The organism is Nocardioides epinepheli (assembly GCF_037936805.1).
Classification (GTDB): Bacteria; Actinomycetota; Actinomycetes; order Propionibacteriales; family Nocardioidaceae; genus Nocardioides.
On sequence record NZ_JBBMMC010000005.1, the window covers coordinates 217,337 to 234,883 of the forward strand.

Below are 17,547 nucleotides of genomic sequence, written 5' to 3' on the forward strand. Positions count from 1 at the left end.
GACCCCCAGGTCAGTAGGCCTGAAGCGCGGCGGTACGGCGGGAGGCCTCGGCGACCTCGGCCGCCTTGAGGGCGGACTCGTCGAGGTCGGCGTGCTCGGCCCACCAGGCCTGGCCCTCGGCGGGGAGGGTGTGGATCGGGTCGTAGTACTCGTAGGTGCGCTCGAGGGCGTCGGCGGAGTCGGCCTCGATGGAGGTGCGGTAGTTCTTGGTCCAGTACGAGATGCCGCGCACCTGGTCGTAGGAGGCGAGCTGGTGGACCCAGCGCTTCCCGACGAACGGGACGTCGCACACGATGCGCGGGGTCGCGAAGCCGGGGAGGTAGCCCATGATGTGGTGCTGCAGACGCTGGGCGTCGCCGACCGAGACCCGCCAGTGCTCCGAGTACGGGATCATGTCGCACATGTAGAAGTAGTAGGGCATGATCTGCGCGCCGTCGAGGAGGCGGAAGCACAGGTCGAGCAGCGCGTGCGGGTCGGCGTTGACGCCGTTGAGCAGCACGCCCTGGTTGCGCACGTCGCGGACGCCGGCCTCCAGCATCGCCTTGGACGCCTCGGCCACGATCGGGGTGATCGAGTTGGCGTGGTTGGCGTGGGTGTGGATCGCGATCGAGACGCCGCGGGAGCGGGCCAGGCCGGAGACCCGCGCCACGCCCTCGCGCACGTCGGGCTGCAGCCAGTGCTGGGGCAGCCCGATCAGCGCCTTGGTGGCCAGCCGGATGTCGCGGATGTTGTCGACCTCGAGCAGCGAGGTGAGGAAGGCCTCCAGGCGGGGCCAGGGCATGTTGGCGACGTCGCCGCCGGAGACCACGACGTCGCGCACGGTGGGGGTGCGGCGCAGGTAGTCGAGCATCGACTCCAGCCGGTCGTTGGGCTTGGCGACGAACTTGAGCTTGTCGACGGTGGGGGTGGAGTTGCCGACCAGGTCCATGCGGGTGCAGTGACCGCAGTACTGCGGGCACGTGGGCAGCAGCTCGGCGAGCACCTTGGTGGGGTAGCGGTGGGTGAGGCCCTCGGCGACCCACATGTCGTGCTCGTGCAGCGAGTCGCGCGTGGCGTGCGGGTGGGAGGCCCAGTCGGTGCGACGGTCGCTGAACACCGGGATCATGTAGCCGCGGACCGGGTCGGCGTAGAAGGCGTCGGTCAGCGAGCCGGGACCGGCGGGCACCTCGTGGGGGACCATCGTGTTCATCATCTGCGGCGGCACCAGCATCGACATGGTGGCCCGCTCGGCCTGGTCGCGCTCGAGGTCGGCGTAGAACCGCTCGTCGACCAGGTCGCCGAGCAGCTCGCGCAGCTGCTTGACGTTCTTGATGCAGTGGGCGCGCTGCCACTGGACCGAGGCCCAGTCCTCGGCGGTGACGTCGCGCCACCCGGGGAAACGGGTCCAGTCGGGCTCGACGAGCTCGGTCTGCTGGTACGGGTAGGGCTGACCGGTGTCCAGGCCGAAGCTGGTCTCGATGCTCATGGCTGCTCCTGCGGGTCTGCTGCGGGTACGCGGCTGGGTTGGCTCTCAGGCGGCGCGGCGGTTTGTGGGGCGCACCACTCTCGTCGTTAGACTACGTGGAGATCATTCGGTTTGCACATCAACTCACCGGACGATTTCCCGCTTCACGATGATCACAACGGAGGACACTTCGTCATGCCCACCACCGAAGCCGACCCGACCGGGCTCCACCGCGTGCTGGACGAGCCGGCCGTGCTGCCGCAGGCCGCGCGTCGTCTCGACACCCGTCGCGACCTGTGGGACGACGAGGTCCGCATCCGCGTCGAGCGCCTCAACCTCGACGCCGCCTCCTTCCGCCAGCTCGAGCGGACCCACGCCCGTCCCGACGGCACCCCGGACGGCGCCGCCGTCCGCGCCGCGGTGCTCGACATCGTCGGCGAGCGCGGCAAGATGCAGAACCCCGAGACCGGCTCGGGCGGCATGCTGGTCGGCACCGTCGAGGAGGTCGGTCCCGCCTCGCCGCTGGGCCTGAAGGCCGGCGACAAGGTCGCCACCCTGGTCTCCCTCACCCTGACCCCGCTGGTCATCGAGGACGGCCTCGCCGACTGGGACGGCCTCGGCGAGCAGGTGCCGTGCGACGGGTACGCCGTCCTCTTCGGCCGCTCGATCGCCGCCGTCCTGCCCGACGACCTGCCCAGCGCCCTGAGCCTGTCGGTGATGGACGTCTGCGGCGCGCCGGCGCTCACCGCCCGCGTCGTGGAGGAGTACCTCGCCGCCGGGAAGGCCCCGGTCGTCACGGTCATCGGCGGCGCCGGAAAGTCCGGGTCGCTCAGTCTCGCCGCGGCCCGAGCCGCCGGCGCCGCCCACACCATCGGCGTGGTGCCGCACCGCGCCGAGGCCGACCTGCTGGCCGGCACCGACCTGGCCGACCAGGTCGCCATCGCCGACGCGCGCGACCCGATCGCCCTGCGCGAGGCCGTCGAGAAGTCGGGCGGCCCGGCCGACCTGACCGTGGTGTGCGTCGACGTCCCCGGCTGCGAGGGCGGCGCCATCCTCTCCACCGCCGAGGGCGGCACGGTCATCTTCTTCTCCATGGCCACCTCCTTCTCCGCCGCGGCCCTCGGTGCCGAGGGCCTGGCCGCCGACGTCCGGATGCTCGTCGGCAACGGCTACGTCCCAGGCCACGCGGACTACGCCCTGGAGCTGCTGCGTGCCAACGACGGCGTGCGGCGCCTGTTCGAGGGCCGGCTGACGGAGTCGTCGTGACCCGGGAGCCGAGGCGAGCTGCGCTCGTCCTCACCGGAGGCGCCGGGGGAGTGGCCGTCGCGTTCGAGGACGGCATCATCACCGCCACCGGGGCCGAGGTCGGCGAGATCCCCGCCGACGTCGAGCGGGTCGACGTCGACGGCGCACTCATCCTCCCGGCGTTCACCGACGCCCACGTGCACACCGTCCGCACCGGCTTCGCGCTCACCGGGCTCGACGTGTCGGGACAGCCGAGCCTCGCGGCCACCCTGGACGCGCTCGCCGACCACGCGACCCGGCGTCCGGACGCCGCCGTCCTGGTCGGCCAGGGCTGGGACGAGACGGCCTGGCCCGAGCACCGGCCGCCCACCGGCGCCGAGCTCGATCGCGCCGCCCCCGGGCGCCGGACCTACCTGAACCGCATCGACGGGCACTCCTCGATCCTCTCGCCGGCCCTGGCCGCGCTCGTGCCGGGCATCGAGACGCTCGACGGCTGGAGCGACGACGGCCGCGTCGAACGCGCGGCCCACCACGCCGCACGCGCCGCACTGGAGACCCTCATCGACGACGCCGCCCGGCTCGACGCGGCGCGGACCGCGTGCCGGGCGATGGCGGCCGTCGGGATCGGCTCCTTCCACGAGAACGCCTCCCCGCTGATCGGCCCGGAGTCCGAGGTGGTCGCGGTGCGACAGGCCGCCGAGGAGGTCGGGCTCCGAGCCACCGTCTACTGGGGTGAGCTGCAGGCCATCGACACCGCGCGCCGGCTTCGGGTCGCAGGGCTCGCCGGCGACCTCACGGCCGACGGCGCCTTCGGCTCCCGCACCGCCGCGCTGAGCGCTCCCTACGCCGACGCGCCCGGCAGCTGTGGGCACGGCTATCTCACCGCCGAACAGGTGCGCGACCACGTGGTGGCCTGCGACGAGGCCGGGATCCAGGCCGGCTTCCACGTGATCGGCGATGCCGCGCTCGAGGAGGTCGCCGCCGGATTCGAGCTGGCCGACCAGATCCGACCGGTGCGCCCGGGCCACCGGCTCGAGCACGTCGAGCTGCCCTCACCGCGAGTGATCGCCACGATGGCGCGTCTGGGCATCATCGCCAGCGTCCAGCCGATGTTCGACGGCCTGTGGGGCGGCCCCGGGGGCATGTACGCCGAGCGGCTGGGGGAGCGGTGGGCGGCCACCAACCCGTTCGCCGCGCTGCACGACGCCGGCGTCCCGGTGGCCTTCGGCTCCGACTCGCCGGTGACGCCGCTAGGCCCCTGGGCGGCCATCCGCGCCGCGATCCACCACCGCAACCCCGAACACGCCCTGTGTCCGACCGCTGCCTTCGCCGCGCACACCGGTGGCGCCGAGCTCGTCGTCGGCGCACCCGCCGACCTCGCGATCTGGCACACGACGTCGGAGATCGTCGAAGGGCTTCCGACGCTGGCGCCCGGCGAGGACGATCGAGACCTGCCCACCCTCGTCCGACTGATCGTGGACGGCCGCACCGTTCACCCCACCGACCGACCTGCAGAGCAACCCTGAGGACCCGCATGACCACCGCACGCTCCAAGCTGAACCTCGACCCGGCCACCGTCCGGCACGCGCGCAGCCTGGCCCGCAAGGCCGGACGGCCGATCGTGACGCTGGCCAAGCGGCACACCACCGTCGCCGTCGAGCGAGCCACACTGCGCCTGGCCGGCCTCGCCGGCGCCGACGACGAGGGCTCGCCCTGGGTCAACCGGCTCGCCGACGCCGTCCGCGCCGATCTCCACGACGAAGGCGGCCTCGAGCACGGTCTCGCGCTGCCGGTCTGGGACGCGCTGCTGCGCGGCGAGGCAGAGGACCTCACCATGCTCGCGCAGAAGGCCGCCGCCGGCTCGGTGCGCTTCCGGCTCCCCGAGGGCAAGGACGCCGAGCGCGCCCGCAAGGCGAGCCGGCGTGCCGTCGCACGCGGCATCAAGACGATCGACAAGCGGCGTCTCGAGCGCGAGCGGCTGATCAAGCGCCACGGCGACGCCCCGCGCCAGCCCTGGATCTACCTCATCGTCGCCACCGGCGACATCTACGAGGACATGCCCCAGGCCCAGCAGGCCGCGCGCGAGGGCGCCGACGTCATCGCCGTCATCCGCTCCACCGGCCAGAGCCTGCTCGACTTCGTGCCCGAGGGCGCGACCCGCGAGGGCTATGCGGGCACGTACGCGACGCAGGAGAACTTCCGGCTCATGCGCGCTGCGCTGGACGAGTCGTCGAAGGAGCTGGGCCGCTACGTCCGGCTCACCAACTACGCCAGCGGCCTGTGCATGCCGGAGATCGCCGCGCTCGCCGGGCTCGAGCGCCTCGACATGATGCTCAACGACTCGATGTACGGGATCCTCTTCCGCGACATCAACCCCGTGCGCACCTTCGTCGACCAGCGCTTCAGCCGTCAGGTCCACGCCCGCGCCGGCATCATCATCAACACCGGCGAGGACAACTACCTCACCACCGCCGACGCCGTCGAGGCCGCCCACACCGTCACCACCAGCCAGCTGCTCAACGAGTACTTCGCCAAGGAGGCCGGCCTCGAGGACTGGCAGCTCGGCCTGGGGCACGCCTTCGAGATCGACCCGGCGATCCCCGACTCGTTCCGGATGGAGCTCGCCCACGCCCTGCTGGCGCGCGAGCTGTTCCCCAAGGCCCCGCTGAAGTGGATGCCGCCGACGCGTCACATGACCGGCGACGTCTTCCGCGGCAACCTGCTCGACGGCTTCTTCAACCTCGCCGGCGCCCTCACCGGTCAGGGAATCCTGCTGGTCGGGATGATGACCGAGGCCGTCGTCACCCCGTGGATCTCCGACCGCGACATCGCCCTGCAGAACGTCCGGTACGTCATGGACGCCGCGGGCTCGCTGCACGAGGACTTCCAGCCCGCGCCGGGCGGGTTCATCGTCGAGCGCGCCCACCGAGTGCTCGCCGAGTCGATCGAGCTGCTCGACCAGATCACCGACACGACCCACGGCCGGGGGCTGCTCGATGCGATCGCCGACGGCACGTTCGGCCTGATGAAGCGTCCCGCCGACGCCGGCCGCGGCCTGGAGGGCGTGGCGAAGAAGTCGTCGGCCTACTACAACCCAGCCACCGAGATCCTCGACGCCAAGGAGGCGCTGTGACCAGCCCGAGCAGCCCGGCCAGCCCGATCCGGCCCTATGGCGACACCACCGGCGACGGCATGGTGCAGCTGAGCTTCACGCTGCCCATGCCGCACTCCAAGGTCGCCGACGGGTCCGCGGTCCAGTTGGCCAACAAGATGGGCATGGACCCGGCGCTGGTGGTGCACAGCAAGCCGATGGGCCCCGACTTCACGTTCTTCGTCGTCTACGGCCGGGTCAACCACCTCGTCGAGCCGAGCAAGGTCACCGTCGTCGAGCGCGACTACCCGCTGCTGACGCCGAAGGAGGTCAATGCGGCCGTCAAGCGCTCCATGCGGCGGCGGCTGACGGTCGTGGGGGCCTGCATCGGCACCGACGCGCACACGGTCGGCATCGACGCGATCCTCAACATCAAGGGCTTCGCCGGGGAGAAGGGCCTGGAGTACTACCGCGAGCTGAAGGTGGTCAACCTCGGCGCCCAGGTCTCGGTGCCCCAGCTGGTCGAGAGGGCGCGCGAGGAGAAGGCCGACGCCGTCCTGGTCTCGCAGGTCGTCACCCAACGCGATGCACACCTGCTCAACACCCGCGAGATGTCGGCGGCGTTCCGCGAGTCCTACCCGGCCGCCAAGCGTCCCCTGCTGATCGTCGGCGGCCCCCGCTTCGACGAGACGATGGCCGGCGAGCTCGGCGTCGACCGCGTCTTCGGCCGCGGCACCACGCCCGGCGAGGTCGCCTCCTTCCTCGCCCACCGACTCACCGCTGGAAAGGTCGCCTGATGAACCAGCCCGCACCCGAGCTCGTCGGCACCCGCGTCGTCCACCGGCGTTACGTGCCCTACTCCCACGCCCACTACGCCGGCAACCTCGTCGACGGTGCCTACAGCCTGGCGCTGTTCGGCGACATCGCTACCGAGATGTGCATCCGCACCGACGGCGACGAGGGCCTGTTCGCCTCCTACAGCGACGTGCAGTTCCGGGCGCCGGTCCGCGCCGGCGACGTACTCGAGGTGACCGCCGAGGTCGTCAAGGCCGGCACCCGGTCGCGCGTCCTCGAGTTCGCCGTGCACGTGGTGGCCCGAGGAGCCGCGACCGCCGAGCGTCCGGGCGCCGCGGAGATCCTCGACCCCGCGGTCGTGGCGACCACCGCCACCGGGACCGTCGTCGTCCCGCCACCCGCCTGACGAGGCTCGTACCGCCCTCACTCGGCGTGTCGTCTCGCGACACGCCGAGAATTGGATGATTCTTGGATCTCTTTTCCCGCCGCACGCACGGCGCTGACCTGCGGGTTCCCGCGTCTGTGCAGGTCAGCGTCCGGTTGACACCACCAGGCTGAGCGAAGGAGTCTGACTCGTCCGCCCAGCCAGGTCGCCGGGTTCGGACCGGGGTCCGAGTGGCCGGGAGAAGACAGACGTCCCCAGCGTCTGCTCCGTCCCGGTTCGCGGAGGCCGGTCCGCCCCGACGAGGGCGGCGCGGGAGGGGACGGCGTTCCCTAGAAAACGCACCCGGTCGTGGCAGCCGGTCATGGCGGGTGCGGTCCGAAGGTCGTCGCCTCCTCCCGCACCTGCTCGGGCGCGCCTGCGACGGCGGGTACCGTTCACCTCGTGCTGCGCCGGACCCTCGCCGCGTCGCTCGCCGGGGTCGTGCTCTCCTTCGCCTTCGAACCGGTGGCGGTCGCCTACCTGATGCCGCTGTGCCTGGCTGTCTACGCGGTGGCGACCCACGGCGTACGGGCGCGCGTCGGCTTCGTCGCCGGTCTCGGCTTCGGCGTGGGCTTCTACTTCGTGCACATCTACTGGATGAGCCCCTCCATCGGGGCGGCCGCCTGGCTCGCGCTGGCCGGAGTGGAGGCGCTGTTCTACGGGCTCCTCGGCGCGGTCTCCACGGTGCTCCAACGGCTGCGTGCCTGGCCCGCATGGCTCGCCCTGGCGTGGGTGTCGATGGAGACGATCCGTGCCACCTGGCCGTTCAGCGGGATGCCCTGGGGCCGGCTTGGCTTCGGCGTGATCGACACCCCGCTCGCGCCCGCGCTCGCCTACGTCGGGGTCAACGGCGTGAGCCTGGTGGTCGCGCTCCTCGGCTTCCTCCTCGCGCGTCTGGTGCTGAGCCGGACTCTCGACGAGAGGCTCGCGTCCGCAGCCGCCGCGGTGGTCGTGGCCGCGGTGGCCGTCGTCCCCGTCGTCCTCCCCTGGACGTTGTCGGCCTCCGGCTCCACGACCGTCGCGGTGGTCCAGGGCAACGTGCCCGGCCGCGGCGACGACGTCCTGGTCGACGTCGAGGGGCTCACCCAGAACCACGTGGACGCGACGGTCGATCTGGCCGCCCAGGTCGACGCCGGTGCCGTGCCCCGACCCGACCTGGTGATCTGGCCGGAGAACTCCACGGCGCGCGACCCCTTCGAGGACGCCTCGATCCATGCCGGCATCGAGACCGCGGTGAAGGCCGTCGGCGTCCCGATCCTGGTCGGCGGCATCGTCGACGCCGGAGAGGACCACATCTTGAACCAGGGGATCGTCTGGGATCCGGTCACCGGCCCGGGGGAGCGGTACACCAAGTGGCACCCGGTCGCCTACGGCGAGTACATCCCGCTGCGGGGTCTGCTCGCGCGCACCGGTATCACCGAGAAGGGCCAGCTGGCCCGGATCCCGCGCGACATGATCGCCGGGCACCGCACCGAGCCGCTTACGATCGCGGGGATCCCGGTCGCCGACGCGATCTGCTTCGACATCGCCTACGACGACGGTCTCCTCGCCCAGCTCGACCACGGCGCCGAGCTCCTCACCGTGCAGACCAGCAATGCCAGCTTCATCTTCACCGACCAGATCGAGCAGCAGTTCGCGATCACCCGGGCCCGCGCGATCGAGACCGGTCGTTACGTGGCGGTGGCCTCCACCAACGGCGTCTCCGGCGTCATCGCACCCGATGGCAGCGTGGTGGCCCGCACCGAGCGTCGTACGCAGGACGTCGTGGTCGAGACGGTCGACCTGTACCGAGGACACACCCCGGGTCTGGGGGTCGCCAACGGCCTGCGGCTGATCTCGTACGGCGCTACGATCCTCGGTGTCGCCTGGGGCGTGCTGCTGCTCCGGCGCGATCGACGCGGGTCGGCCTCGCCGGTCGCGGACCCCACCGCCGTCGATCAGCCATCGGGCGTCGGGGAGACTGCCTGACGATGTCTACCCCGCCCAACCCCTCCGCCCGGTCCGCCCCGTCCATCGTGATGGTGCTCCCGACCTACGACGAGGCCGACAACCTCGCGTGGATCGTCGGGCGCCTGCGTGCCGCGCAGCCCGACGTCGACGTCCTCGTGGTCGACGACCAGTCGCCCGACGGGACCGGCGACATCGCCGACGCCCTTGCGGCGGAGGATCCGCGCATCCATGTGCTCCACCGGACCGCGAAGGGTGGGCTGGGCGCCGCCTACCTGCACGGGTTCGCCTGGGCCCTGGAGCACGACTTCGACGTCATCGGCGAGATGGACGCCGACGGCTCCCACCAGCCCGAGCAGCTGCACCGGCTCATCGAGGCGCTCCCCGAGGCCGACCTGGTCATCGGGTCACGGTGGATCCCGGGTGGCAGCGTCGTGAACTGGCCGCTGCGCCGCGAGATCCTCTCCCGAGGCGGGAACCTGTATGTGCGGCTCCTCCTCGGCATCGGGGTGCGCGACGCCACGGCCGGGTTCCGGCTCTACCACCGAGCGACCCTCGAGGCGATCGGCCTCGAGCAGGTGCGCTCGACCGGCTATGTCTTCCAGACCGACCTGGTCAGCCGCACGCTCCGCGCCGGACTCACGGTCAAGGAGGTGCCGATCGAGTTCGTCGAACGCGTGCGCGGTGCCTCGAAGATGAGCGGAGCGGTCGCGTCGGAGTCGCTCAAGCGGATCACCGCCTGGGGACTTCGGGAGCGGCGTGCCCAGGCCCGCCGGCTGATGAACCGCGTGGGGGAGCGCACCCGCTGAGGGTGAGCCGGGCCGGGTTCTGGTCGTCTGCCTACACTCGAAGCATGGCTCGGCGTCGGCGACTCTCGTGGTATCTGGTGGTGGCCTTCGTGCTGCTCCCGATCCTGGAGATCTTCCTGCTGATCCAGCTCGGCCAGGCGATCGGCGCCGGCTGGGTGATCGCACTGGTGATCGCCGGATGCGTGCTCGGAAGCGTGGTGGCCCGCACCGCCGGAGCCCGCGCCTGGCAGGGTCTGCGGACAGCACTCGAGAGCGGCGAGATGCCCGACGACCGGCTCGCCGACGGCGCCCTGATGCTGCTCGGTGGGCTGTTGCTCGTCGTTCCGGGGCCGATCACCGACGTCGTGGGCCTGTTGCTGATCCTCCCGCTCACCCGACCCCTGTTCCGCGGCCTGCTGGCGCGTTCGGTCGGGCGGCGGCTTCGCGTGATCGGGCCGCTCGGACCGACGCCGGGCCCGGGGAGAGCCCCGTTCGGTCCGACCGGTCCGGTGGTGCGCGGCGAGGTCGTCGACGAGTAGGGCTTGCACGGACCGGCTGCTGACCACACGGTGCCCGAACAGACGACTCGCCCCGAACCGAACGGTTCGGGGCGAGAGGGTCTAGGACGGGTCGGTCCTCAGACCGAGGCGCGGCGCTTCTTGCCGGTCGAGCGGTGCAGGTGGGCGGGACCGATCTCGCCACCGCGCAGCAGCTCGAGACGCTCCTTGAGGATGTCCTCGAGCTCCTTCTCCGAGCGCCGCTCCAGGAGCATGTCCCAGTGCGTACGGACCGGCTTCTCGACCTTCTCCTCGCGCTCGATGCCGGCGGTGCTCAACGCCTCGGCGCCGCAACGCGGGCACTCCCAGACTGCGGGCACGTCTGCCTCGACAGACATCGTGATCTCGAACTCGTGGCCGTGGGCACAGCGGTAGCCGACCTGCTGGCGCGCGGCGAACTCGATGCCTCGCTCGTCCTCGAAGCTCTGTCCGCCAAGTCGTGCGCCACGCAGTGTTCGCTCTGCCATGGTGCACCTCCCAACTGCGTGTGTGTCCGCGTCGTCGTGTGTGGGCGGGGGCTTGTACCACCCGCTCCTTCGTCAACGTTACCCAGCCTCCCAAGATTCCACGCAGGATCGGGAATTACCGGCAGAGACGCTTTCGTCACACAGCGGTGCCAGGGCGTGTGCCCTAGCCCACGACGTTGGCGGGCACCCGGTTCCCGGCCTCGCGGATCCCGCGTTCTGGGTCGACCCGGAGCAGCAGGAGCGCGCCGACCGCGAAGAACACGATCAGTGCCAGGATCGCCGGGCGATAGGAGTCGGTGAGCTGGAACATGACGGCGAAGACCAACGTGCCGAGCCACGACGTCCCGCGCTCGCAGGCGTTGTAGAGCGCGAAGTACTCACCCTCGCGGCCGCGCGGGATGAGCAGGCTGTAGAAGGAGCGGGACAGCGCCTGGGTGCCACCGAGCACCAGTCCGATCGCGATCGCGACCAGGAGGAACAGGGGCACGTTCTTGGCGGGCAGGAAGAACGCCGCCACGACGATCACGATCCAGGCGTAGGTGCCGTACAGGATCGGCCGGTAGCCGCCGTAGCGCTGGGCCAGCCGGCCGAAGAGCAGCGCACCGCCGAAGGCGACGAACTGGATGAGCAGGATCGTGCCGATCAGCACGCTGTCGCCGAAGCCGAGCTGCTTGGAACCGTAGGTGGAGGCGGCGTAGATGACGGTCTGGATGCCGTCGTTGAAGAACAGATAGGCCGCGAGGAAGGTGAGCGTCACCGGATAGTTGCGCAGGTCCTTCAGGGTGCGCCACAGCTGACCGAAGCTGCGGTCGAAGACGTTGCCCTTGATCTCCAGGCTGCCGACGGGCGGGTGATCACTCAGCTTCACGAACGGGATGATCGTGAACGCGGCCCACCAGATCGCCGCCGAGAGCAGCGACAGACGCACCGCCATCGAGCTGGACAGCCCGATGGCGTCGTGCCCCAGGAACATCGCCAGGTTGATCGCCAGCAGGATGCCGCCGCCGAGATAGCCGAAGGCCCAGCCGCGCGAGGACACCCGGTCGCGCTCGGCCTCGGTGGAGATGTCGACCAGGATCGCGGAGTAGCTGATCACCGAGCAGCCCGCCAGGATGCTGGAGAGGACGATCGCGATCGCGCCGATCTGCCAGTCGTCGTCCTTGAGGAAGAACAGCAGTGAGGCACACGCGGCGCCGGCCCAGGCGAAGAAGGCCATGTGGCGCTTCTTGTGGGCCGAGCGGTCGACCATGGCGCCCACGATGGGAAGCAGGAAGGCGCTGAAGATGGTCGCGAAGCTCGTCAGGTAGAACGGCAGGGAGCCGGCGGCGAGATGCAGGCCGAGGACGTCGACGGTGTTGCCGCACGTGGCGGCGTCGTCGAGGTTGTCGGGGCAGCCGGCGGCGTTGCCGGCGACCTCGATCATGTACGGGGCGAACATGACGCTCAGCACAGTCGTGTAGTACGCGCTGTTGGCCCAGTCGTACCAGTACCACGCCTTCTGTTCGCGAGCGCGCGCGAGCGGTGCGAGGTCGGCGATGCCGGTCATCGGTTCTCCCTCCACTGGCCGCGCTCGGCGAGCACGTCCTTCAACACGTCGGTCCGGTCGGTGATCAGGCCGTCGACGCCCAGGTCGATCAGCTCGCGGATCTCGTCGGCCTCGTCGATGGTCCAGACGTGCACATGCTTGCCTGCCTGGTGCGCGGTTCGCACGAGCCGCGCCGACACGATCGGCAGCCGGCCGCGGTCGCGGGGCACCTGGAGGGCGTCGAAGGCGGCCCGGCGGCTCGGCAGCGCGAGGAACCTGGCCACCTCCGCGGGCGCGGCGGACGTCGCCACCCGTCCTTCGGTGAGCCTGCGGAACTCGCGCAGCCGGGCGCGCGAGAAGGAGCCGACCAGGACGTCGTCCTGCAGGTCGCGCGCCGCGATGAGGTCGGCCAGCGGCCGTACCGCGCCGTCGGACTTGAGGTCGATGTTGAACCGGACGCCGGGCAGTGCGTCGAGCAGTGCGCCGAGCGTGGGCACCTCTGCCCGGCCGCCGATCCGGGCGTTGGCGATCTCCGCGAGGGTCAGCCCGGCGATCGGACCCTGCTGGTCGGTGACCCGGTCGAGCACGTCGTCGTGGAAGGCCAGCAGCGCGCCGTCCGCGGTGGCGTGCACATCGGTCTCCAGGTAGCGGTAGCCGAGGTCGACCGCGTGCTGGAAGGCCTCCAGCGTGTTCTCGAGTCCGTCGAGGTCGGGGTGGGTCGCGCCGCCGCGGTGTGCGAAGGCGAGCACCGGCGCCGGATCGTCGAGGACCTCGTCGAGGAACGGCCGGCCCGTTCGCGGGGTCGTGGTGGTGGGCACGGGGTGCAGTATGTCGCCCCGACGCCTCGCCGCGCCGGATGTTGTGCATGCGAGCCCGGCGAGCACCGACGAAACCCCGGCACCCGAGGGACCCGCCGCCGGAGGTTGAGCAAGCGAGCCCGGCGAGCACCGACGAAACCCCGGCACCCAAGGGACCCGCCGCCGGAGGTTGAGCAAGCGAGCGCAGCGAGCGCCGACGAACCCCCGGCGACCGTCGCTGCCAGGCTTCCCGAGGACACTCACGAGATCTCGACGCGCCGGTTCACGCGCCTCGCAGGCTCAGCGCGTGACGGCTTGCTCGATCACCGACGATCGCACCCTCGCTGCGCTCGGGTGCGATCAGAAGTCGCGGAAGGTCTCGATCGAGGCGCCCAGGGTGTTGAGGCGCTCGGCGAGGTCCTCGTAGCCGCGGTGGATCACGTAGGTGCTGCGCAGGACCGAGGTGCCCTTGCTGGCGAGCATCGCGAGCAGGATCACCACCGCCGGACGCAGCGCGGGCGGGCAGACGAGCTCGGCGCCGGAGAACGACGTCGGGCCCTCGATCATGACGCGGTGCGGGTCGAGGAGCTTGACGTGGCCACCGAGCTTGGTGAGCTCGGTGAGGTAGATGGCGCGGTTCTCATAGACCCAGTCGTGCAGGAAGGTCTGCCCGTCGGCCACCGCCGCGATGACGGCGAAGAAGGGCAGGTTGTCGATGTTCAGACCCGGGAACGGCATGGGGTGGATCTTGTCGAGCGGTGCGTGGAGCACGGAGGCCTTGGTGGTCAGGTCGACCAGCCGCGTGTGACCGTTGAGCGCGACGTACTCCTCGGTGCGCTCGTAGGAGAAGCCCATCTCCTCCAGGACCGCGAGCTCGATCTCGAGGAACTCGATCGGCACCCGCTTGATGGTGATCTCCGACTTGGTGACGATGGCTGCGGCCAGCAGCGACATCGCCTCGATCGGGTCCTCGCTGGGCGCGTAGTCGACGTCGACGTCGATGCTCTCGACGCCGGTGACGCGCAGGGTCGTGGAGCCGATGCCCTCGATCTCGACGCCGAGCTTCTGCAGGTAGAAGCACAGGTCCTGAACCATGTAGTTCGACGAGGCGTTGCGGATGACCGTCGTGCCGGGGTGCAGCGCGGCCGCCATGAGGGCGTTCTCGGTGACGGTGTCGCCCCGCTCGGTGAGCACGATCGGCCGCCCCGGCTCGATCGCTCGGTTGACCTGGGCGTGATAGCTGCCGTCGGTGGCCTTGACCTCGAGCCCGAACGGGCGCAGCGCCGAGAGGTGCGGCTCGACGGTGCGGGTGCCGAGGTTGCAGCCGCCGGCGTAGGGGAGATCGAAGGTGTCGGCCTGGTGGAGGAGCGGGCCGAGGAACATGATCACCGAGCGGGTCCGGCGGGCGGCGGCCTCGTCGATGCGGGTCAGGTCGAGCTCGCGCGGGGGCACGATCTCGAGATCGTTGTCGCTGTTGAGCCACCGGGTGCGGACCCCGAGGCTGTTGAGCACCTCGAGGAGTCGGTTGACCTCTTCGATGCGGGCGACCTTGCGCAAGGTGGTGCGGCCGCGGTTGAGCAGGGAGGCGCACAGCAGCGCGACGCCGGCGTTCTTGGAGGTCTTGACGTCGATGGACCCGGTGAGCGTGGTGGGCCCGGTGACGCGCAGGTGCGTCGGACCCAGCTCGACGATCTCGGAGTCGAGGGCCTCGCCGACGCGGGCCACCATCTCCAGGGACAGGTTCTGGTGGCCCTTCTCCATGCGGTTGATCGCACTCTGGCTGGTGCCGAGCTGAGCGGCGAGCTGCGCCTGGGTGAGTCCTCGGTGCAGGCGGGCGTCGCGGATCAGGGTTCCGATACGGCTCTTGTACTCGGTCGACATGGAACTCACGGTAACTCACATATGAGATACCGCAACAACCGACGCGACCGGGGTGTCGTCGTCATGCGGGGCGGGTGCCAGGATCGGTGCCCATGAAGGCAACCGTGATCCACGGACCCGGCGACATCCGCTTCGAGGAGGTGCCCGATCCGAGGATCGAGGCGCCGACCGACGCGGTCGTCAAGGTCCACACCTCCTGCATCTGCGGCTCCGACCTGTGGCCCTACCGCGGCGAGGACGCCGTCGCCGAGCCCCGCACGATCGGGCACGAGTGTCTCGGCATCGTCGAGGAGGTGGGCGCCGACGTCACCTCCTTCGCGCCCGGCGACTTCGTGGTCGTGCCCTTCGACCACTGTGACAACACCTGCCCGGCCTGCCGGCTCGGCGTCCAGTCGGCGTGCGTGAACTACGGCGTCACCCGCAGCGGGCAGGCCGAGTACGCCCGGGTCACCCAGGCCGAGGGGAGCCTGGTGAAGATCGACGGCGCCCCCGACGCCGACCTGATCCCGGCCCTGATGAGCCTCTCGGACGTGATGGCCACCGGCTGGCATGCCGCGGTCGCCTCCGGGGTGCACGAGGGCGGCACCGCCGTGGTCGTCGGCGACGGCGCCGTCGGGCTGTGCGGCGTCCTCGCTGCCCGCGAGCTCGGTGCCGAGACGATCATCGCGATGTCGCGCCACCAGCCACGCCAGGACCTGGCCCGTCGGTTCGGAGCGACCCACATCGTCGCCGAGCGCGGCCGCGAGGGCGTGGCGGCGGTCAAGGAGATCCTCGGCGGCATCGGCGCGGAGTCGACGCTGGAGTGCGTCGGCAACGGCCCGGCGTTCGAGCAGGCCTTCCGGGTCACCCGGCCCGGTGGGACGGTGGGTTTCGTCGGCGTCCCGCACGGCGTCGAGGCACCGGTGGAGGTGATGTTCCGCAAGAACATCGGCCTACGGGGCGGCGTCGCTCCGGTGCGCCGCTACCTGCCCGATCTGCTGGACCGCGTCCTGAGCCGTCGGCTCGACCCGGGCCCGATCTTCGACCTGACCCTCCCGCTCGACCGGGTCGCCGACGGCTACCGCGCCATGGACGAGCGCACCGCGATCAAGGTGCTGCTCCAGCCGTGAGGGGCCGCTGGGCAGGCCCGCATGTTACTGACCGTTGTGAGTACTGACCTGCTCTTACAAGCGCAGGCCAGAGGTCACAACGGTCGGTAACAAGCCGGGCAGGCCGTTCAGGCGTAGGCGAGGGCCGGAGTCCGCAGCCCGACCGGCTGGCAGCTGCAGGTGTCGGAGCACGCCAGGTAGGTGTGCATCGCATGGCCGCACTGGGGGCAGGGCCGATCGTGGGTGAGGTGGCTTCCGGTCTCCGGTGCGGTGTCGAACATGAGGTGCTCCCTGGCTGGTCTCTCCTTGTCGAGGACGTCGATGCTCGACACCTCGACAGTAGGAGCATGCCCGGTCCGGCGTGATACGAACCGCCCCGATCTGGTCACGATGGACTAGGCCCGGTGACCGCTCGGGCGCTGCCCGGCGGCTGAGGGACCCGGACGCTAGCCTTCCGCAGATGACCGACACGTTCGTCGACGAAGCGGGCCCGACCGCTCGGGCCCTGGTCGCCCTGGAGATGATCCACGACCGTCCGGGAGTCTCGGGGGAGCGACTGGGGGAGCGGCTCGGGGTCTCGAGTCGCGCCGCACGCCGGTACGTCGCGATCTTGCGCGCGGCCGGCATCCCGGTGGAGTCGACGCCCGGACGCTACGGCGGCTACCGGATCGGACGCGGCTTCCGGGTGCCGCCGCTGATGTTCTCCACCGACCAGGCGCTGGCCCTGGTGATGGCCGCGGTGCGCGGGCGTCACTCGGTGGCCGGGGGCGAGGCCGTCGAGGAGGCGTTGGACAAGATCATCCGGGTGCTCCCAGCCGCCCTCGCCGAGCCCGCCGAGGCGCTGCGCGGCGTCACGACCGGGCGAATCGATCCGTCCGGTCCGGACCCCCGGCTGGCGAGCGCTCTGGCCCGCGCGGTGCGCGACGGCGTCCGCGCACGGCTGCGCTATCGCAGCGCTCCCGAGCGCGAGACACGTTCGATGGACGTCGCTCCGTGGGGCATCACGCTGCGTCACGACCGGTGGTATCTGCTCTGCTGGCTGCACTCGATCGACGAGCGCCAGGTCGAGGCCAAGCGAGTGCTACGCCTCGACCGGATCGAGGCCTGCGAACCGACCACGGCGACCTTCCAGCCACCCGCCGACCTCGACGTCGTCGCCGTCGTCGACGCCCATCTGGCCGAGGGGTGGGGGCCTGAGGTGGAGGTGGTCATCGACGCGCCGCTCGGCGACGTCGCCAGGTGGCTGCCGCGCTATCTCGGCCGTCTCGAGGCCCTCGATGAGCGGAGCACCCGTCTGGTCGGCACCACCGACGACGCCGAGTGGTTCGCCACGCAGCTGATCCGGGTCCGAGCGGACTTCGTCGTCCAGCGGCCGGAGGCGGTTCGTGAGGCGTGCCGGCGCATCGGCGAGCGGTTCCTCGCGGCGGCGCAGGAGGAGCCAGCCGAGGTGAGCCGCGAAGCCCACGTCGGCCGGCCCTAGCGGCCGGGTGTCCCTCAG

16 protein-coding genes are annotated in these 17,547 nt (G+C 71.0%); 10 read left to right on the forward strand and 6 right to left on the reverse strand.

What is annotated here, in order from left to right; genetic code table 11:
• Nucleotides 1-10 precede the first annotated feature (10 nt).
• Nucleotides 11-1,465, reverse strand: a complete 1,455-nt coding sequence (locus tag WMR31_RS09120) for a KamA family radical SAM protein (protein WP_340538483.1) — start codon at nt 1,463-1,465, stop codon at nt 11-13.
• 174 nt (nt 1,466-1,639) lie between these two features.
• Between WMR31_RS09120 and kdd the strand changes: the two genes are divergently transcribed.
• The 8 genes from kdd to WMR31_RS09160 all read left to right on the forward strand — a co-directional run bounded on the left by kdd (nt 1,640) and on the right by WMR31_RS09160 (nt 10,273).
• Nucleotides 1,640-2,710 carry an L-erythro-3,5-diaminohexanoate dehydrogenase gene (gene kdd / locus WMR31_RS09125; protein WP_340538484.1) on the forward strand — a complete coding sequence of 357 codons (1,071 nt, stop codon included), beginning with the start codon at nt 1,640-1,642 and terminating at the stop codon, nt 2,708-2,710.
• Nucleotides 2,707-4,215, forward strand: a complete 1,509-nt coding sequence (locus WMR31_RS09130; RefSeq protein ID WP_340538485.1) for an amidohydrolase — start codon at nt 2,707-2,709, stop codon at nt 4,213-4,215. Before kdd ends, WMR31_RS09130 begins: the two co-directional genes overlap by 4 nt.
• Before the next feature lie 8 nt (nt 4,216-4,223).
• Entirely contained in the window at nt 4,224-5,822 is a 1,599-nt protein-coding gene (kamD, locus tag WMR31_RS09135; RefSeq protein ID WP_340538486.1) for a lysine 5,6-aminomutase subunit alpha, read from the forward strand.
• Nucleotides 5,819-6,577, forward strand: coding sequence for a lysine 5,6-aminomutase subunit beta (gene kamE, locus WMR31_RS09140; RefSeq protein ID WP_340538487.1), 759 nt, complete (start codon nt 5,819-5,821; stop codon nt 6,575-6,577). The genes kamD and kamE overlap by 4 nt, the downstream gene beginning before the upstream one ends.
• On the forward strand, nt 6,577-6,981 hold the full coding sequence (kal, locus tag WMR31_RS09145) for a 3-aminobutyryl-CoA ammonia lyase (protein WP_340538488.1): 405 nt from the start codon (nt 6,577-6,579) through the stop codon (nt 6,979-6,981). The genes kamE and kal overlap by 1 nt, the downstream gene beginning before the upstream one ends.
• Before the next feature lie 420 nt (nt 6,982-7,401).
• Nucleotides 7,402-8,967, forward strand: coding sequence for an apolipoprotein N-acyltransferase (gene lnt, locus WMR31_RS09150; protein ID WP_340538489.1), 1,566 nt, complete (start codon nt 7,402-7,404; stop codon nt 8,965-8,967).
• 2 nt (nt 8,968-8,969) lie between these two features.
• On the forward strand, nt 8,970-9,755 hold the full coding sequence (locus tag WMR31_RS09155) for a polyprenol monophosphomannose synthase (RefSeq protein ID WP_340538490.1): 786 nt from the start codon (nt 8,970-8,972) through the stop codon (nt 9,753-9,755).
• A gap of 44 nt (nt 9,756-9,799) precedes the next feature.
• The gene (locus WMR31_RS09160; protein ID WP_340538491.1) at nt 9,800-10,273 is read left to right on the forward strand and encodes an FxsA family protein; all 474 of its coding nucleotides are present in this window, start codon (nt 9,800-9,802) and stop codon (nt 10,271-10,273) included.
• Between the two features lie 98 nt (nt 10,274-10,371).
• Here WMR31_RS09160 and WMR31_RS09165 read toward each other — a convergent pair whose 3' ends face one another.
• The 4 genes from WMR31_RS09165 to WMR31_RS09180 all read right to left on the reverse strand — a co-directional run bounded on the left by WMR31_RS09165 (nt 10,372) and on the right by WMR31_RS09180 (nt 14,961).
• The gene (locus WMR31_RS09165) at nt 10,372-10,758 is read right to left on the reverse strand and encodes an RNA polymerase-binding protein RbpA (protein ID WP_340538492.1); all 387 of its coding nucleotides are present in this window, start codon (nt 10,756-10,758) and stop codon (nt 10,372-10,374) included.
• 163 nt (nt 10,759-10,921) lie between these two features.
• Nucleotides 10,922-12,304 carry an MFS transporter gene (locus WMR31_RS09170; RefSeq protein ID WP_340538493.1) on the reverse strand — a complete coding sequence of 461 codons (1,383 nt, stop codon included), beginning with the start codon at nt 12,302-12,304 and terminating at the stop codon, nt 10,922-10,924.
• Nucleotides 12,301-13,101, reverse strand: a complete 801-nt coding sequence (locus WMR31_RS09175; protein WP_340538494.1) for a glycerophosphodiester phosphodiesterase family protein — start codon at nt 13,099-13,101, stop codon at nt 12,301-12,303. The genes WMR31_RS09170 and WMR31_RS09175 overlap by 4 nt, the downstream gene beginning before the upstream one ends.
• A 339-nt stretch (nt 13,102-13,440) precedes the next feature.
• Nucleotides 13,441-14,961, reverse strand: a complete 1,521-nt coding sequence (locus WMR31_RS09180; RefSeq protein WP_340538495.1) for a helix-turn-helix domain-containing protein — start codon at nt 14,959-14,961, stop codon at nt 13,441-13,443.
• Nucleotides 14,962-15,053: 92 nt separating this feature from the next.
• Between WMR31_RS09180 and WMR31_RS09185 the strand changes: the two genes are divergently transcribed.
• Nucleotides 15,054-16,070, forward strand: a complete 1,017-nt coding sequence (locus WMR31_RS09185; RefSeq protein WP_340538496.1) for a zinc-dependent alcohol dehydrogenase family protein — start codon at nt 15,054-15,056, stop codon at nt 16,068-16,070.
• A gap of 107 nt (nt 16,071-16,177) precedes the next feature.
• Here WMR31_RS09185 and WMR31_RS09190 read toward each other — a convergent pair whose 3' ends face one another.
• Nucleotides 16,178-16,381: a hypothetical protein gene (locus tag WMR31_RS09190; RefSeq protein WP_340538497.1), complete on the reverse strand. Its 204-nt coding sequence runs from the start codon at nt 16,379-16,381 to the stop codon at nt 16,178-16,180.
• A 128-nt stretch (nt 16,382-16,509) separates the two neighbouring features.
• Between WMR31_RS09190 and WMR31_RS09195 the strand changes: the two genes are divergently transcribed.
• Nucleotides 16,510-17,529, forward strand: coding sequence for a helix-turn-helix transcriptional regulator (locus WMR31_RS09195; protein ID WP_340538498.1), 1,020 nt, complete (start codon nt 16,510-16,512; stop codon nt 17,527-17,529).
• Nucleotides 17,530-17,547: the final 18 nt, after the last annotated feature.